12 protein-coding genes are annotated in these 17,978 nt (G+C 39.9%); 9 read left to right on the top strand and 3 right to left on the bottom strand.

Going from position 1 to position 17,978, the window contains the following annotated elements; genetic code table 11:
* Window positions 1-10: 10 nt before the first annotated feature.
* Together AC106S_RS13225 and AC106S_RS13220 are read left to right on the top strand one after the other, a co-directional pair.
* Complete coding sequence (locus AC106S_RS13225; protein ID WP_482439720.1) at window positions 11-805, top strand: hypothetical protein; 795 nt, start codon at window positions 11-13, stop codon at window positions 803-805.
* A 95-nt stretch (window positions 806-900) separates the two neighbouring features.
* Entirely contained in the window at window positions 901-1,917 is a 1,017-nt protein-coding gene (locus AC106S_RS13220; RefSeq protein WP_482439719.1) for a threonine aldolase family protein, read from the top strand.
* Window positions 1,918-2,242: 325 nt separating this feature from the next.
* Here AC106S_RS13220 and AC106S_RS13215 read toward each other — a convergent pair whose 3' ends face one another.
* Window positions 2,243-4,369, bottom strand: a complete 2,127-nt coding sequence (locus tag AC106S_RS13215; protein ID WP_482439718.1) for a TonB-dependent receptor domain-containing protein — start codon at window positions 4,367-4,369, stop codon at window positions 2,243-2,245.
* Between the two features lie 193 nt (window positions 4,370-4,562).
* On the opposite strand from AC106S_RS13215, the gene AC106S_RS13210 reads away from it, so the two are divergent.
* Both AC106S_RS13210 and AC106S_RS13205 read left to right on the top strand, forming a co-directional pair.
* Window positions 4,563-5,588 carry a sensor histidine kinase gene (locus AC106S_RS13210; RefSeq protein ID WP_482439717.1) on the top strand — a complete coding sequence of 342 codons (1,026 nt, stop codon included), beginning with the start codon at window positions 4,563-4,565 and terminating at the stop codon, window positions 5,586-5,588.
* Window positions 5,575-6,255, top strand: coding sequence for a LytR/AlgR family response regulator transcription factor (locus tag AC106S_RS13205; RefSeq protein WP_482439716.1), 681 nt, complete (start codon window positions 5,575-5,577; stop codon window positions 6,253-6,255). Before AC106S_RS13210 ends, AC106S_RS13205 begins: the two co-directional genes overlap by 14 nt.
* A gap of 258 nt (window positions 6,256-6,513) precedes the next feature.
* On the opposite strand, the gene AC106S_RS13200 is transcribed toward AC106S_RS13205, so the two are convergent.
* Window positions 6,514-8,784, bottom strand: coding sequence for an aconitate hydratase (locus AC106S_RS13200; RefSeq protein ID WP_482439715.1), 2,271 nt, complete (start codon window positions 8,782-8,784; stop codon window positions 6,514-6,516).
* 319 nt (window positions 8,785-9,103) lie between these two features.
* On the bottom strand, window positions 9,104-11,887 hold the full coding sequence (locus AC106S_RS13195) for a bifunctional aconitate hydratase 2/2-methylisocitrate dehydratase (protein ID WP_482439713.1): 2,784 nt from the start codon (window positions 11,885-11,887) through the stop codon (window positions 9,104-9,106).
* A 359-nt stretch (window positions 11,888-12,246) separates the two neighbouring features.
* Between AC106S_RS13195 and AC106S_RS13190 the strand changes: the two genes are divergently transcribed.
* The 5 genes from AC106S_RS13190 to AC106S_RS13170 all read left to right on the top strand — a co-directional run bounded on the left by AC106S_RS13190 (window position 12,247) and on the right by AC106S_RS13170 (window position 17,969).
* The gene (locus tag AC106S_RS13190; RefSeq protein ID WP_482439712.1) at window positions 12,247-12,951 is read left to right on the top strand and encodes a WG repeat-containing protein; all 705 of its coding nucleotides are present in this window, start codon (window positions 12,247-12,249) and stop codon (window positions 12,949-12,951) included.
* Between the two features lie 284 nt (window positions 12,952-13,235).
* Window positions 13,236-15,374, top strand: a complete 2,139-nt coding sequence (locus AC106S_RS13185; RefSeq protein ID WP_482439711.1) for a TonB-dependent receptor — start codon at window positions 13,236-13,238, stop codon at window positions 15,372-15,374.
* Between the two features lie 138 nt (window positions 15,375-15,512).
* Window positions 15,513-16,265: an HU domain-containing protein gene (locus AC106S_RS13180; RefSeq protein ID WP_482439710.1), complete on the top strand. Its 753-nt coding sequence runs from the start codon at window positions 15,513-15,515 to the stop codon at window positions 16,263-16,265.
* Window positions 16,253-16,804 (top strand): acyl-CoA thioesterase, encoded by a 552-nt coding sequence (locus tag AC106S_RS13175; protein WP_482439708.1) that lies wholly within the window; start codon window positions 16,253-16,255, stop codon window positions 16,802-16,804. The genes AC106S_RS13180 and AC106S_RS13175 overlap by 13 nt, the downstream gene beginning before the upstream one ends.
* Window positions 16,805-17,039: 235 nt before the next feature.
* Window positions 17,040-17,969 carry a 2-hydroxyacid dehydrogenase gene (locus AC106S_RS13170; RefSeq protein ID WP_482439707.1) on the top strand — a complete coding sequence of 310 codons (930 nt, stop codon included), beginning with the start codon at window positions 17,040-17,042 and terminating at the stop codon, window positions 17,967-17,969.
* The last annotated feature ends 9 nt before the right edge of the window (window positions 17,970-17,978 follow it).

Genomic DNA, 17,978 nt, shown 5'->3' with positions numbered 1-17,978 from the left:
TATTAGAAAGATGAAAACACATTACATATCAATATTTACTCTATTATTTAGTTCCCTGTTTTTCGGACAGGTTGGCATTCAGACAGACAATCCGCAGGGGATTTTTCACGTAGATGCTATGAAAAATAATAGTCCCGTGATACAGGAAAATGACGATTTTGTCGTAAAAAACTCAACAGGAAATGTTGGAATAGGGATATTAAATCCGGATAACAAACTGCATGTTAACGGAAAAATAAAAATCACAGACGGTACAGAGGGGAACAATAAAATATTAGTGAGCAGAAATGACGGACAGGCGAGGTGGGTTTTACCTGCGATTTTAAGACCTAATGTAAGAGGAACCCTGCCACCCTCTGTGGTAACATTTGATTCGGGACAGGCAGGTCAAACCTCACGTCTGTATAATTACAGTGGTTTCTCTATTACTTTACCTGAGGGAAAATGGATTGTAAATAATTGTTTCACATTTACCAATATTGGTGGCACTTCAGCAGGTAGCGGGCCTAGAATCAGCTATTGGTTGCGTACCTATTTATCAACCAATCCATCTAATTTTATGGCTTTGGAACATAATAATTTCACTCATTTAGGGCCTGCAGGTTCTAATACGGCCTATGGAGGAATGCTCAATTCCACTACCCCTAACCCTACGCGAATAGGATCCATTGCCGGAAGTTCTATCGTAGAAGTGACCGGAGCGTCTCAGACTTTATATGTAATGATAGAGCAGAAGCCGGCAGGGTATTATACGTTCAGTTCCAGTTATCTTGAAAATTACTTATACGCTATTCCTATTGATTAAACACCTCAGTAAAAAAGAATACAGACCAATTAACATAAACGGAATTTTCTCTCCGAAAACAGCTTATGCTATAAAACTTTTTAAACATTATTAAGATGAAAATCGATTTAAGAAGCGACACACTCACTTTACCGACAAAGGAAATGAAAGTAGTGATGGATGCAGCATTATTAGGAGATGATGTATATGGGGAAGATCCTTCTGTAAACGAACTGGAACAGAAAGCCGCCCGTCTTTTCGGAATGGAAGCAGCTGTGTTCTGTCCTACGGGAACCATGACCAACCAGCTTGCCATAAAAGTGCATACAAAACCCGGCGATGAGGTCATATGTGATAAGCTTTCCCATATTTATTTATATGAAGGCGGCGGAATTGCAATGAACGCTTTTTCATCTGTAAGAACTCTTGACGGTAATCTGGGAAGAATAACGGCTAAAATGGTAGAGGAAAACATTAATAATGCCAATGATGTTCACCAGCCGGTCACAAGAATGGTTTCTCTGGAAAATACCGTAAATAAAGGAGGTGGAAGTATTTATGACTTTAATGAAATCAAAAAGATTAAAGAAGTATGCACTGCAAATGGTATTATTCTTCATTTAGACGGGGCAAGGCTTTTCAATGCTTTGGCTGAAACTGAAGAAACCCCGCTTGATTTTGGAAAAACATTTGACAGTATTTCAATATGCCTTTCAAAAGGGCTTGGCTGCCCGGTAGGCTCCCTGCTTTTAGGTAAAAAAGATTTTATAGCACAGGCCAGGCGTTACAGAAAAGCTATGGGGGGCGGATGGAGACAGGCCGGCGGATTAGCCGCAGCAGGAATATATGCTCTTGATCATCATGTTGATTTACTGAAAGAAGACCATCGCAGGGCAAAAGAAGTGGGAAAAATACTGGCCTCAAATTCCTGGATTGAGAAAATCTATCCCATCAGCACCAACATTGTACTGGCAGAATTACCTGAACATATTACTTCCGGTGAATTGGTAAACAAGCTTAGTGAAATAGAAGTTTATTGCGTTTCTTTCGGGCGGAATCTGGTACGCTTTGTCACTCATTTAGACTTTACGGATGAACATCTTGAAATTTTAAAAGACCGGCTTAAATTTTAGAAAAAATACTTCGGTGTTTTATGAACAGAGATAAGTTCACTGAAGTATTTTCTCAATAACTGTAAAAAATAGGACTAATTATATTAATTGTCCTTTCTCATGTAAACGAACATAATTAGGAGATGTTAAGAGGTTTAATGGGAGCTGGAATCGATAAAAGATCTGAAACTGTTTTTGTTTTTATCATTTAAGTTTTAGAGGGGGAGCTTCAGTCATTATATATGACGAAAAGCAGATTCCGGCTTCCCTCCTTTTAATCTGTACGGTTAATAAAAGCTTTCATGGTTATCAGTTTTTATATAGAGAAGGTTAAAAGTTTTTAATTTTACTGAGCCCTTTGTTTTTCTTCAAAATCCACAGCGCGGGTATTGGATTTTACTTTCTGGTTTCCAAAATTATAAGTCACACTTACATTCAGTCTTCTGGCATCCCAGTAATTGTTAAATGTCTGAACATTATCTTCAAAATAAGCACTTCCGCGGTATCCTGCCTGCCTGAAAATATCATTCACAGACACATTCATCTGAAGCTTTTTATCCATCAGACTCAGCTTAAAGCCTGCATTTAGGCTCGCATTGCTTTTTGAGGTGGAATTACCTCCTCTGGACGGAAGAGACTGCCAGTAATTAAGGAAAAAATAAATGGTTTTCTCCTTATTCAGCCGGAACGTATTGTTGGAAGAATAGTAAAAATAACTCCCGTTCATCACCGTTGCATTGAATCTGGTGATCTGTGTATCGCTGTAACTGTATGAAGCGGAAAGGCTGCTTTCCCACATTTTGAAAAATGTATCCGTATAATTAAGGTTGATCCCGTAATTGTCCTGATTGTAATAGTTTTCATAGGTACTGGTCATATAGATCCCGTCCGGGAATGTGATCTGGTCAAAATTACCGGTAGACCTCTGATAATAAAGGTTGGCAGACCACTTATTCCTAAAGATGTAATTGAATTCCAGATTGTCATTGAAAGAAGGAAGAAGGCTGGGATTTCCTGCATAATAACTGTACGGATTAGAATACCATCTGAACGGATCCAGAGCCCGGAACACCGGACGGTTGATCCTTCTGGAATAATTCAGACTGAACTGGTTATGGTCATTGGCTTTATAAGAAACATACGCAGAAGGAAACAGTTTCCCATATTTATTTTCAGATTCAGACTGTGTACTGATGGAGTATCCGTTTGTTTCAGCATATTCATAACGCAAGCCCAGTTTTGCAGACCACTTTTCGCTGAAATCCTTGCCTGCACTGAAGTATGCGGCATAATTTTTTTCATCATAATCAAAAAGATTACTTCTCTCCGGATTCATCACATAATCACCTCCGGTCAGGTTAAAATAACCAATGTCTGAACGGTTGGAAAACTGACTGTACTTGAGCCCGGTTTCCAGCTGGATTTTTTTAAAATTTAAAGACAGATCTGCCTGCCCCGAATAAATCTTATAATCCACGGAAGAAAGATTTCTGACGATCTGCTCCGAATGATCAGAAAGATCTGTGGTCGTAAAATTAACATTGTTTTCGGGTAAATTGCCATAATAGTTGGCCCCCAGGCTCAATTTATGTTCTCCGAACTTCTGATCGAAATACAGATTGAGCATTCTGGATTTAGACGTGGAACGGTGCCTGGAATCGGTATGGGTTCTCAGAATACGAGCATCACCGTTAAAATAATCCTGGAAAGATGTAATATCCATATTGGAATGTCCGTTGGCAATATCATAGATCAAACCAATATTTGATTGTCCGGTCAGCGCATAATCAAGGCTGAGATTGGCTCCCAGTCCGTCATTCATATCCTTTCTTTCATCTTTGCTCTTAGACGATCTGTTGCTGATCACATTGTAGTTTTCTACGGAACGTTTGTCTTCATCGTAGCCGCGGAGTTTTAAGGAGGCTTTTAGCTTTTTATTCTGATAATTCACACCTGCGCTTCCTCCGGATCCGGCAAATGTAGTCTGCTTATAATACGTATTCAGATAACCGCTCCATCCCGGATTCTGATTTTTCTTCAGGACAATATTGATGATTCCGCTGTTTCCCTGGGCATCGTATTTGGCAGGGGGCGTGGTGATCACTTCAATTTTAGCAATATTCTCTGAGCGCAGATTTTTCAGATAGTTCATCAGTTCCGTTCCGGAGAGATTAAGCATCCGGTCATTCACCATCACTGAAACTCCGCTTTTTCCTATAATAGAAAGAAGCCCTTTGTCCTCATCCACTTTCAGCAAAGGAGTATTCGCCAGAACTTCAGTTCCGGAACTTCCCTGGGAAACCATTGAATTCTGAACATCATAAACAAGACGGTCTACCTTTCGTTCTATGATTTTTTTCTTTCCTTCCAGCGATACAGATTCAATGGTTTTTACTTTTACAGTATCACCCGCAGTTTGTGCCGACAGAAAGAGGCTGTATAATGCAGAAGTAAGAAGACTTATCTTTTTCATGGTATTTAATTTTAATAGCAGCAGGTCGGGATCTCCGTTACCTTTTGTGCAAAATTATCAGGAAAGAACAGGTGGGAAAATAGCGATTAGATAAAGCCCGGATTTTTATAAGGCAAAAAAAATTCATCGGAAATTTTACCGGGTTTATCGAAAACCAGCCGTATTTGTCTGCTTTAAACTTTATTTTTATCTTATGAAAAAGAAACAGCTTTTATACCTTCACCTTTTCTTCTGGTTTCTGTACTTAACCAGAGATGTGATGGATTTCAGGCTTAGCATAGAGAGACAGGACGAGCCCGGTATTATTTTTTCGGTTACCTTCTTTATCACTAATTTTTCCTGTTTTTATATTAATTACTTTTGGATTGTACCGAAATTTTTTGATCTGAATAAAACCTATAAATTTATTATCGGATACCTCGTCAGTATACTGTGTTTTGTTGTAGTACGGTACTCCGTAGAAGAGATGCTGACACCTCTCTTCTTTGGAATAAGAAATTATGCGGAAGGAACCGGGCTGGCCTTTTACTTCTATGACAATATTTATTTCAGCTTTATTACCATTTTTGTAAGTACGGTTTTATGTATTTTCAAATTATATTCTGAAATGGAGGCAGAAAAGAACAAACTGATGACCGAAAAGAAAGATGCAGAACTCCAGGCTCTGAAAACACAGATCAATCCACATTTTATTTTTAATTCCTTAAATAATATTTACTCACTGGTTTACCAGAATTCTGAAAAGGCACTTCCGGCAATAGAAGAACTGAGCCGCCTGCTGAGATACAGCACCAAAGACCTTGAAAAACCCGTGATTCCGCTGGAAAAAGAAATGGAATATATTGAAAGCCTGATCGCTCTGGAAAGCCTGAGAATAAAAAATCCTGAACTGTTGACTGTTGAAAAAAATATCACCCTTCCGAACCAGGGAATCTCACCGATGCTGCTGGTTCCGTTTGTGGAAAATGCCTTTAAACATGGTGATTTCAGAGATAAAGGTTTTATTCTTAAAATTTCTGATGATCAGGGATCCCTGCATTTCTATCTGCATAATTTTAAAAACAGCAGGTACAAAGACGATTTTTCAGGAATAGGTATTGAAAATGTAAGAAAAAGACTTGAAATTCTGTATCCCGGCAGCTATCAGTTATCTATCCGCGAAAATAAATCTGAATTTGTCGTAGATTTGAAAATAACTTTCCCGCATGAGAACCATTAAATGTATTATCGTTGATGATGAACCGCTGGCAATTTCACTGCTGGAAAACTACGTGAGGAAGATTCCTTTTTTAGAACTTGTTTTTTCTGCGGAAAATCCCATTACAGCACTGGAATATATCCGGAATAACAGCTGCGATCTTATTTTTCTGGATATTCAGATGCCTGAACTTAACGGGATCAGCTTTATGAAGATCATGGGCGATACACACAAATATATTCTGACGACCGCTTATTCGGAATATGCACTGGAAGGCTACGAACATCATGTGGTGGATTATCTGCTGAAGCCCGTTACTTTTGACAGATTCTATAAAAGTATCATCAAGGCTCAGGAACGTTTTTCGTTCTCTGAAAATAAAAAAGAACCGTATTTCTTCGTGAAATCTTCAGGTCAGCAGCACCGCATCCATTATAACGAGATCCTTTATATTGAAAGCATCAAAGATTATGTAAACATCCGGACTGCAGATCAGGAATATATTGTTCTGGATACCCTGAAATCCCTTGAAAATCAGCTTTCAGAAAATTTTATAAGAATTCATAAATCTTTTATCATCAATCTGGATAAAATCAAAAGTATCGGAGCAAAAAAACTGATGTTGGCAGAACAGGAAATTCCAATTGGTGATAGTTATAGAGCTAATCTTTTAGAGCGATTGAAATAGAAAAAGAAGGGCTGTTCAAACCTGTAAGGTTTAGGTCCGTTTTTATCATTACTAAAATATTCTCCCGCAGATTCCGGAGATTGAGCAGATTTTTTTTGGCTAAAGCCATTGTAATTCATTATAAAAGCAGAATTTTAGTCCGCTCCTGTTGAATTTTTATAGTTGTGCCGGAATCTTGATATAGAATCATTTTAATGGAATAAAAACAAAAAAGACGGCTTCCATGAAAACCGTCTTTTATGATTAATAATCTAACAATTAATTTTTTTCCTGCTGCTTGATCAGGTTAAGGGCAGAACCTGCCTTGAACCAGTCGATCTGTTGGTCATTATAGGTATGGTTGGCCATAATGATGTCTTTGGTTCCGTCTTTGTGAACGAATTCTAAAGTCAGCTGTTTTCCCGGAGCAAACTGATCAAGGTCCAGGAAGTTCACAGTGTCATCTTCCTGAATTTTGTCATAATCTGCTTCGTTGGCGAAAGTGATTCCCAACATTCCCTGTTTTTTAAGGTTGGTTTCATGGATTCTCGCGAAGGATTTTACCAGAACAGCTTTTACGCCGAGGTGTCTTGGCTCCATAGCAGCATGCTCTCTTGATGAACCTTCTCCATAGTTCTGGTCTCCCACAACGATGGTTGGAACGCCTGCAGCTTTGTAAGCTCTCTGTACAGCCGGAACTTCTCCGTATTCACCGGTTAGCTCGTTTTTAACCTTATTGGTTTCCATGTTGTAGGCATTTACAGCTCCAATTAACATGTTATTTGAAATATTGTCTAAGTGACCTCTGTATTTCAGCCACGGCCCTGCCATGGAAATATGGTCGGTTGTACATTTTCCGAAAGCTTTGATCAGTACTTTAGCCCCTGTAATATTTTTACCGTCCCAGGCCGGGAACTCTTCCAGTAACTGAAGCCTGTCTGAAGTAGGACTTACATTAACCACCACTTTGGATCCGTCTTCTGACGGAGCCTGATATCCGTTGTCATCTACGGCAAATCCTTTTTCCGGAAGTTCAAATCCTTTAGGCTCGTCAAGTTTTACCTGCTCGCCGGCTTCGTTCGTTAAAGTATCTGTAATCGGGTTGAAGTCTAATCTTCCTGAGATAGCAACAGCTGCTACCATTTCAGGAGAGGCTACAAATGCATGGGTATTCGGGTTTCCGTCAGCTCTTTTTGCAAAGTTTCGGTTGAAAGAGTGAATAATAGAGTTTTTCTCTCCCTTTTCAGCACCTTCTCTGTCCCATTGACCGATACATGGTCCGCAGGCATTCGTAAAGATTCTTGCGTTCTCAAATTTTCTGAAAGAATTCAGGAATCCGTCTCTTTCTGCTGTGAATTTCACCTGCTCAGAGCCTGGATTGATTCCTAAAATAGCTTTTGGTTTAACTCCTTTTGATACCGCATCCTCCACAATAGAAGCTGCTCTTGATAAATCTTCATAAGAAGAGTTGGTACAGGAACCGATCAGGGCCCATTCAACTTCAAGAGGCCATCCGTTGGCTTCAGCTTTAGCTCTGAATTCAGCCACCGGAGTAGCAAGATCCGGAGTGAAAGGTCCGTTTAAGTGAGGAGTCAGCTCAGAAAGGTTAATTTCAATCAACTGGTCGAAATACTGTTCAGGATTGGCATATACTTCTGCATCACCTGTCAGATGTTCCGCAATTTTATCGGCAGCATCTACCACGTCCTGTCTTCCGGTGGCAGCCAGATATCTTCTCATGGAATCATCATACCCGAAAGTGGAAGTCGTAGCTCCGATTTCCGCCCCCATATTACAGATGGTACCTTTACCTGTTGCAGAAAGAGATTCCGCTCCTTCTCCGAAATATTCCACGATGCAGCCTGTACCTCCTTTTACGGTAAGAATTCCTGCCACTTTTAAGATAACATCCTTCGCAGAGGTCCAGCCGTTCATTTTACCGGTTAATTTTACTCCGATAAGCTTAGGCATTTTAAGTTCCCAGGCCATTCCTGCCATTACATCTACTGCATCAGCACCTCCTACACCAATGGCTACCATTCCCAGACCGCCGGCATTTACCGTGTGAGAGTCTGTACCGATCATCATTCCTCCCGGAAATGCATAATTTTCAAGGACCACCTGGTGAATAATCCCTGCTCCCGGTTTCCAGAACCCGATTCCGTATTTATCACACACGGAACTCAGGAAGTTGAATACCTCAGAGTTTTTGTTGATCCCTTCCTGAAGGTCTTTATCGGCTCCTACTTTCGCCTGGATCAGGTGATCGGCATGAGCCGTTGACGGAACGGCAACTTTGGTTTTTCCGGCCTGCATAAACTGTAAAAGCGCCATTTGCGCGGTTGCATCCTGCATTGCCACCCTGTCTGGTGCGAAATCTACGTAAGAGTTACCTCTTTCGTAAGCCTGTGTAGCATTTCCCTCCCAAAGGTGAGTGTAAAGAATTTTTTCTGAAAGGGTAAGAGGTTTTCCCACGATTTGTCTTGCTGCTGCAATTCTTTCCGGGTACCGCTCGTACACCTTTTTGATCATATCAATATCAAAAGTCATATCTTATTGTAGTTTTGTTCTTTTTCCGTTAATGCTTCCTTTTTTTAATATCTGAAAAGGAAAAATCTTTTTTTATATATCAAAAAATGTTCCTATAATTCATGAACAGGGGTATTTTGATCTCAAAAATCAATAGATTTTATAACTTTCAATTTAAGAAAAAATAGAATTTATTTTCCGGATTTTATCGAAAAAAAAACGTAACTATCATAAAATAGAAACGTTCTAAACAAAAAATTGAAAGATTTTAAATCCTAAAGGACTAAAATCTTTCAATGATATAATTTTCAATAGTCTTGCGACTTATCTGTCAATTGTATTAATGGGCACTTGTACTTGTAAGTTCCTTAATGGAAGGTACAAAAGTCGTAAGATCAATACCTTCAACCGCAGCTTTATATTCATCAATGCTCGGGATTCTTCCAATGATGGCAGACAGAACGACAACCGGAGTCGAAGCAAGCAGGGATTCTCCTTTTTTACGCTCAGAATCTTCTACTACTCTTCCCTGGAAAAGACGGGTTGAAGTCGCTAAAACAGTGTCTCCTTTTGCTGCTTTCTCCTGGTTCCCCATACAAAGGTTACATCCCGGACGCTCAAGGTACATTACATTCTGATATTCAGTACGGGCTTCTCCTTTTGGAGCATTGTCATCAAATTCAAAGCCTGAATATTTCTCCAGCAGTTCCCAGTCTCCTTCAGCTTTCAGCTCGTCAATAATATTATAAGTAGGAGCTGCCACTACCAGCGGAGCATTGAATTCTACTTTTCCCTGTTGTTTTTCAAGATTTCTCAGCATTTGAGAAACGATCTTAAGGTCACCTTTGTGAACCATACAGGATCCTACGAAACCAAGATCTACTTTTTTCTCACCACCGTAGTAAGAAAGATCTCTGATGGTGTCGTGGGTATATCTCTTGGAAACATCATCATTATTTACATCCGGATCGGCAATCATTGGTTCAACAATTACATCCAGATCCACCACTACTTCAGCATAATATTTAGCATTGGCATCCGGAGTAAGAGCAGGTTTCTCACCTGATCTGATCTCAGCAATTCTCTTATCAGCTTTGTCAATTAATCCCTGAAGCACTTTGTTATGGTTATCCATTCCTTTATCGATCATGATCTGGATTCTGCCTTTAGCAATTTCCAGTGATTCGATCAGGGTGTTGTCTTCAGAAATGTTGATCGATGCTTTTGCCTTCATTTCGGCAGTCCAGTCTGTAAAGGTGAATGCCTGGTCAGCAGGAAGTGTTCCGATGTGAACCTCAATGATTCTTCCCTGGAATACATTCTCTCCGCCGAACTGTTTCAGCATCTGAGCCTGGGTAGCATGAACCACGTCACGGAAATCCATATGCGGTTTCATTTCACCTTTGAAGGTTACTTTCACAGATTCAGGGATTGGCATGGATGCCTCACCGGTTGCTAATGCAAGAGCAACGGTTCCTGAGTCAGCTCCGAAAGCTACTCCTTTAGACATTCTTGTGTGAGAGTCACCACCGATGATAATGGCCCACTCGTCTACGGTAATATCGTTCAGAACTTTGTGAATTACATCGGTCATGGCGTGGTATTCACCTTTCGGGTCACGGGCTGTAATCAGACCGAAATCGTTCATGAATTTCATGAGCTTAGGAATGTTCGCCTGAGCTTTTTTATCCCAAACGGAAGCCGTGTGACATCCTGACTGGTAAGCACCGTCTACGATAGGTGAAATTACAGTCGCAGCCATCGATTCAAGTTCCTGGGAAGTCATAAGACCTGTTGTATCCTGGGACCCTACGATGTTTACCTGTACACGAACGTCTGAACCTGCGTGTAATACTTTTCCAGGCGTTGTGCCTACTGCATTTCTGTTGAAGATTTTTTCAACGGCTGTAAGGCCCTGCCCTTCGTGAGAAATCTCTTTTGATGGAGCAAAAACGGTCGGAGCCTCAACACCCAGAACCTGAGCGGCAAATGTCTGTAATTTCTTACCGAATACAATTGCGTAAGATCCTCCGGCTTTAATGAATTCCATCTTCTGAGGAGTGAAGGACTTCGTAAGATCAATGAGTTCCTGATCTCCGTTATATAATTTCTTTTTCTTTGTATTGATGGTTAAAACAGTTCCGGTAGCTACTGAATAAGCCTGTTCAAGAATTACTTCTCCAGCTTCGTTTCGGACTGGGTTTCCGTTTTCATCTGCTTTCTTTACCCAGTTTTTAAGGTCGATACCAATTCCTCCGGTAACATCTACTGTGGTAAGGAAGATAGGGGAAATACCGTTGGTTCCTCCAACAATCGGAGCGATATTCACGAATGGTACATAAGGGCTGGCCTGTTTTCCTGTCCATAACGCCACGTTATTTACTCCCGACATTCTGGATGAGCCTACTCCCATAGTTCCCTTTTCAGCGATAAGCATCACACTTGCATCAGGATGCTTTGCCTGTAAAGCTTTAATTTCTTCCTGCGCCTGAGGAGTGATCATACATTTACCGTGAAGCTCACGGTCTGATCTTGAGTGTGCCTGGTTACCCGGAGAAAGTAAATCGGTAGAAATGTCTCCTTCACCGGCAATATAAGTAACCACTTTGATTTCTTCAGCCACTTCAGGAAGCTTCGTGAAGAATTCAGCCTGTGCATAGCTTTCTAAAATTTCTTTTGCAATTGCGTTACCGCTGTTGTATGCATCTTTTAAACGGTTGGTATCCGCTTCATAAAGGAAAACCTGAGTTTTAAGAACCTCAGCTGCCTGTTTGGCAATGGCAGAATCATTACCTAAAGCTAAGTCTAATAATACTTCGATGGATTTACCTCCTTTCATATGAGATAATAGTTCAAATGCGAAAGCAGGAGATATTTCTTCTACTATGGATTCACCAAGAATGATCTCTTTTAAAAATTTAGCTTTTACACCGGCTGCGCTTGTCGTTCCCGGTAAGGTGTTGTAGATGAAAAACTGAAGAGAGTCTGCCCTGTACTCATTACCTGAATCTTTAATCTGTGTAATGATTTCGCTTAGTAATTCAGCACTGTCAATCGGCTTTGGATGAAGCCCCTGGGTTTTTCTTTCTTCAATCTCTTTGAGGTAATCCTTATACATATTCATAATAGAAGTCTTTCAATATTAAAAGGTAGAATATTTTTTGCTGCTTCTTTAGTGGTCTGTATAAATACAGTTAATGGCATTTTGACATCTCGCATGTTGGTGCGACATTCACCGGTAAGGTCAGCATAATCTACGTTTTTTTTAAAAGTTTTTTAAATGATTAAACAATTCAAAATGCTCCCCAAAATTACGAAATTTTACGATTTTATGAGAATGAAATTATTTAGATTCTTTATAAATATGAATTTGATAATTTCTATTTTTGGCCGTAATTTTGCAGACAAATGATGAATATGAAAAATATCCTTAATTTTTTGTGCGTTTTTATTTCAGTTTTCATTTTTTCACAGGCTAAATCCGTGAAAAAAATACCGGTTAAGAATGTAGGAAAAGTTGCCGCTAAAAAAGCTCCGTCAGAAGCTCAATCCAAATCTGATCTTGTGGTGATTAAACAGGATCTTCCGGTTCTGATTCCTAAGAAAAAGGATGGGAAATTCGGATATGTCAACCAGAACGGAAAGTTCATCATTCAGCCGGAATATCATATTGCCGTATTCTTTTATGAAGACTGCAACCTGCTGAATTCCCCCAACGAAAAGGTAAGGAAATTCGGTACAAAAAATTATGCTACCGTAGAAAAGGATATGATTTCCTACCGTGTAGACAGGGCCGGAAAAAGAGTGTATCAGTTCAAAGAGGAAGATCTCGGAAAATGTAAGTTTGAAGAATATAAGCAGCAGCTTTACCAGGCGTATGTGCTCAACGGCTTTTACGGAATCATTGAAAAGGCAACATTCGAAAATCCTATGGATTACAGGCAGTTTAAGATCTATCCTCAGTATCAGTATCTGTTTATTATGGAAGGGGATGATGTCTCCGATCCTATGATTGTGGCTTCCCACAACGACCGATTCGGGGTGATTGATGTTCATAATAAAGTTATCATTCCTTTCGAATATTCCAATATCAAAAGAAATTTCAGCTGGAAACTCGGGAGAATGTTTGAAGTGACCAAAGACGGAACCAATTATTATTATATAGACGTGGATAATAAAACCTATTAGAAGAAAATCTTATTCTTTAAAGAAAGAATGGAGGTTGTCCGACTCTGATATTCAGCTTCTTTTTATTCCGTTTATTTTTTGTAATTTCGCGGCTGAAATAAAGGGGTGCTGTAACAAGCTGAGATTATACCCAATGAACCTGGAACGGGTAATGCTGTTTAGGGAAATTAAAAATGAGCAATAGGTAATGGCAATGAGTACATCTCAGATATTACATATTCCCGGTTACTCATTATTCATCATAATCCGCCCCTTTTATTCATTAAATTTTAAAGATTTATAGAATGAAAGGATTATTTTTTTTAGGGCTTAGCGTAGGCTCTGCAGCCTTTATCCAGGCACAGAATAAAGACACTCTGAAAACCAGAGAGATTGAAGCTGTTAATTTTACCAAAAGACTTCCCGTTGCCAAAGAGATCATCAATGTTCAGAAAGATGTGGACAGCAGAAATGTAGGACAGGATCTTCCGATTCTTTTAAAGAACCAGACTTCTGTGATCTCAACTTCGGATGCCGGAAACGGTGTCGGTTATACAGGATTCAGAATCCGTGGGGTTGCAGGCAGGGGGATCAATGTGATGATGAACGGTGTTCCTTATAACGATTCCGAGAGCCAGGGAACTTTCTTCGTGAATGTTCCCGATCTTACGAGCTCTGCTTCACAAATTGTTATCCAGAGAGGAGTGGGGACTTCCAATAACGGGGTTTCAGCATTCGGGGCGAGTATCAATGTGATTTCAAAAGAACCGGATGAGAAAATGTATTTCAGGACAGATGACAGCTACGGGTCTTTCAATACTTACAAATATTCAGCGGAGCTGGGTTCCGGGAAATTCTGGAAAGACAGGCTGTCTGTAATGGGAAGATATACGAAGATTCATTCTGACGGTTATATAGACCGGGCGTCATCCAATCTGGATTCTTACAATTTTACCGCCTTGTTTGAAGAAGGAAAAACCAGGCTCCGTCTGATGGCTTTCGGGGGTAAGGAAAAAACATATCAGGCATGGAACGGGATCGACCGGGCCACCTGGGAAACGAATCCTAAATTCAATTATTCGGGACAGTATACTGATCTGTTTACAGGAGAAGAAAAGTTCTATGATAATGAAACGGACAACTACCGCCAAAATCATTACCAGTTACTTTGGGAACAGAAATTCAGTGACCGCTGGAATCTGGAAACAACATTGCATTATACCAAAGGAAGAGGGTACTATGAAAATTATAAAAGAGTAGATGAAACAGATGCTGAGGAAACCCATTACAGCAACTATAATCTGGAGGTGCCTGTTGTCAGCGGTTCTCCGGTTGATATAACAGATTTTATCAGAAAGAAATGGCTGGATAATGATTTCTACGGAATGGTTTCCACCCTTTACGGAAAGCTTGAAAATGTGGACCTGAATTTCGGAGTGGTCGCCAATCAGTATTACGGAAGACATTTCGGAAATGTAACAGGAGTTTACTTTCCGGAGATCAATGAGTATGAATATTACAGAAACCGTTCTGTAAAAAGTGAAATAGCAGGTTTTGCAAAAGCGTTATGGAGAACGGGAGACCGTTTTGAGTTTTTCGGAGATCTTCAGATCAGAAATATCGATTACAACACGAAAATTATTACGGCAGGAGACGGAGAAGGAGGAAATCTTGATAAAAACTGGCTGTTCTTCAATCCGAAAGCCGGAGTGAACTATAAAATCGGAAACGGAAAAGTATTCCTTTCCTATGCCCATGCTCACCGGGAGCCCAACAGGGACGACCTGATGAGTGACAATCATGTGAAAGCGGAAAAACTTCATGATTTTGAGGCAGGAATCGAAAAACAGTTCGGAATTGTTTCCTTTACTGCGAATCTATATTATATGTACTATGTCAATCAGCTGGTTTTAAACGGAGAACTTAATAATGTAGGGGCATTCATCAGAACAAATTCAGGGAAAAGTTACAGAAGGGGAATTGAAATCGGAGCTTTGGCAAAGCTTTCGAAGCAGTGGGAGGTATCCGGAAACCTGAGTTTAAGCCAGAACAGGAATCAGGATTTCAATATTAAAAGTAAGGGCGGTCTTATTAATCTTGGGAATACCCAGATATCATTCTCACCGGATGTTATTGCGAATTTAGCACTGAAATTTAGTCCTTCCAGGAGCTTCCTGTTTGCTTTAATGAACCAATATGTAGGAAAACAGTATCTGGATAATACGGAAGATAAGAATTTGCAGCTGAAGGATTATTTTCTTACCGATTTCAATGCACAGTATCAGTTTAAAATTGCCAATAATGATATCGCTCTGAAATTACTGGTAAACAATCTGTTTAATAAAAAATATGTCAATAACGGAGCAGTTTACGGAGGAGAACCATATTATTTTTCACAGGCGGGAACCAATTTTATGTTCGGGATCAGCTGGAGAATTCAATAATGGATAAATTAATATAGAAAACCGATTTTAATACTTTCGTTTTAATACATAATCATCAAAAGGCTGCTTCGGCGGTCTTTTTTCATATTGAACGAAATGTCTTTAAAAGTCATGAAAAAGTTATAAATTTGCCGTCAGATGAATATTTCGGCATACATTTTAGAATATCTGAAACAATTTGGTACTGTGACAGTTCCCGGTTTCGGTGTGTTTTCGCTTAAAAATTCGAAGGCAATCATTAATTCTGAAAACGGGAGCATTCTTCCCCCTGCGAGCGAGATTGTCTTTGCAGTGGATTATGAAGTTGTATCTGAAGAACTTGCGGCTTTTATCGCTGCTCAAAAACAGATGTCTCTTGAAGCTTCCAAAAGTGATTTAAAGATCCAGACCGATTTCTGGAAGAAAAAACTGCAGGCGGAACAGGTTCTGGAAATTCAGAATCTGGGAACCATTACGGTTGAAGAAGGAGATACCCATTTTAAAGGAAAAAGAATAGAATCCGGCCATCCCGACTTTTACGGGTTGGAAGAGATCAGGATTTCCGATATCAGCAATGGAGAGAAAGTAAACATTACGGAAAACAGGGAAAAAGATTACCGGTTAAAAAAATCCATTCTTTGGATCTTCCTTTTTGCGGTTCCGGTTTCGGGCATTTTATATTATGCATTTACACAGAGAGAACTGCTTTTCGGAAAAAAATCCTTTGATCATGTTTCCGTACAGACTTCCACACACAGGATTGTTCCTAAAGATACGGCGAAAACACCTGTGCAGGCCCCGGCTCCTGTGGTTTCCGATTCTCTGAAGAAAGATTCACTGGCAAAACCGGCCGGGCAAAATATAAAACCAGCTCCGGCAGTTCCAAACAACACTAAGAAATGGCAAAAGTAAAAAAAGCGTCAGAATCCCTGACTATTATGACCAATATCGTTCTTCCGAACGAAACCAACTCCCTGAGAAACCTTTTTGGCGGTGAACTTTTAGCAAAAATGGACCGCTGTGCGTCTATTTCTGCCGCAAGACACTGCGAAAGAAGAGTGGTAACCGCTTCAGTAAACCATGTTTCCTTCAATCATCCTATTCCTGAAGGAGGAGTAGTGGTTCTTGAATCCAAAGTTTCAAGAGCATTTTCTACCTCTATGGAAGTGTATGTGGATGTATGGCTGGATGATCCTATCAATCAGAAGAAGATCCATACCAATGAAGGAATTTATACTTTCGTAGCCGTAGATGAGTTCAACCGCCCTATTCCTATTCCGGACATGATCCCGGAAACTGAAGAGGAAAAGCTGAGACACGCTGCCGCTTTCAGAAGAAAAGAACTTTCACTCATCCTTTCCGGAAGAATGAAACCTCTGGAATCTGTTGAGCTGAAGAAATTATTCCAGGAGCCACAGGAGCCGCAAGCCTCCGGTAAGGATAAAAAATAAAAAATATAAGCACCAATAATACAAAATCCGGCACAAATTTTCACAAATGATTTGTGCCCGGATAAAATGAAGGAAAATACAGAGGATTGTCTGCCTTGCGTTAAGTTATTGTAAATGAGGGGTATTGATTAATTTTAATACGGCTCAGTTTAACAACAGGGTAAAAAGACTTATCAACGGGACCTGTAAATTATATTATTGGTGAAACTAAATTAGTGCTATTTGTGTTTTTAATATGAAAATACTTCTTTTAGATAAAAACCATCCCCTTATCACCGAACAGCTTTTAGCTAAAAACTTTATACTGGAGGAAGATTTTACTTCTTCTTATGATGAGGTATGCAATAAGATTCATAACTACGACGGAATTATCATCAGGAGCAGGATTCCTTTAGACAAAAACTTCCTGGAGAAAGGTGAAAATCTGAAATTCATTGCAAGAGTAGGGGCCGGTATGGAAAATATTGATATTCCCGCGGCGGAAAAGCTGGGCATTCAGCTGATCAATTCACCGGAAGGCAACCGGGACTCTGTGGCCGAACATGTGGTGGGGATGCTGCTGATTCTGATGAACCGTTTGTTCATTGCTTCCCAGGAAGTGAAAAACGGTATCTGGAAGCGTGAAGAAAACCGGGGCGATGAGCTGCTTGGAAAAACAGTAGGCCTGATTGGTTACGGAAATATGGGAAAAGCTACTGCAAAAAGACTTTCAGGATTTGGCTGTAAAGTAATCTTTCATGATATTCTTCCCGGACTTTCTGATGAATTTGCAGAACAGGTAACCCTGGAAGAGCTTAAACAGTCGGCTGAAGTGGTAAGTCTTCATATTCCGCTCACTTCCGGAACCCATTATCTTGTAGATGGAAAATTTATTTCAGAGATGGAAAACAATTTTTATTTCGTGAATACGGCAAGAGGGAAAAATGTAGAAACTAAAAGTTTAGTTGAAGGGTTGAGGTCCGGAAAAATAAAAGGAGCCTGCCTGGACGTTCTTGAATATGAAAAGTCATCTTTTGAGCACCTGGAAACTGAAAATGAAGACCTCCGATACCTTCTGGAATCTGAAAAGGCTATTGTAACCCCCCATATTGCAGGATGGACGCATCAGAGTAAAGAAAAACTGGCCCAGTTTATTGTGGATAAAATTGTAGCCTCATACTGTTAGTAAAAACAC

It is taken from the genome of Chryseobacterium sp. FR054 (genome assembly GCF_056844565.1).
This window is presented reverse-complemented; position numbering and strand designations above follow the sequence as displayed.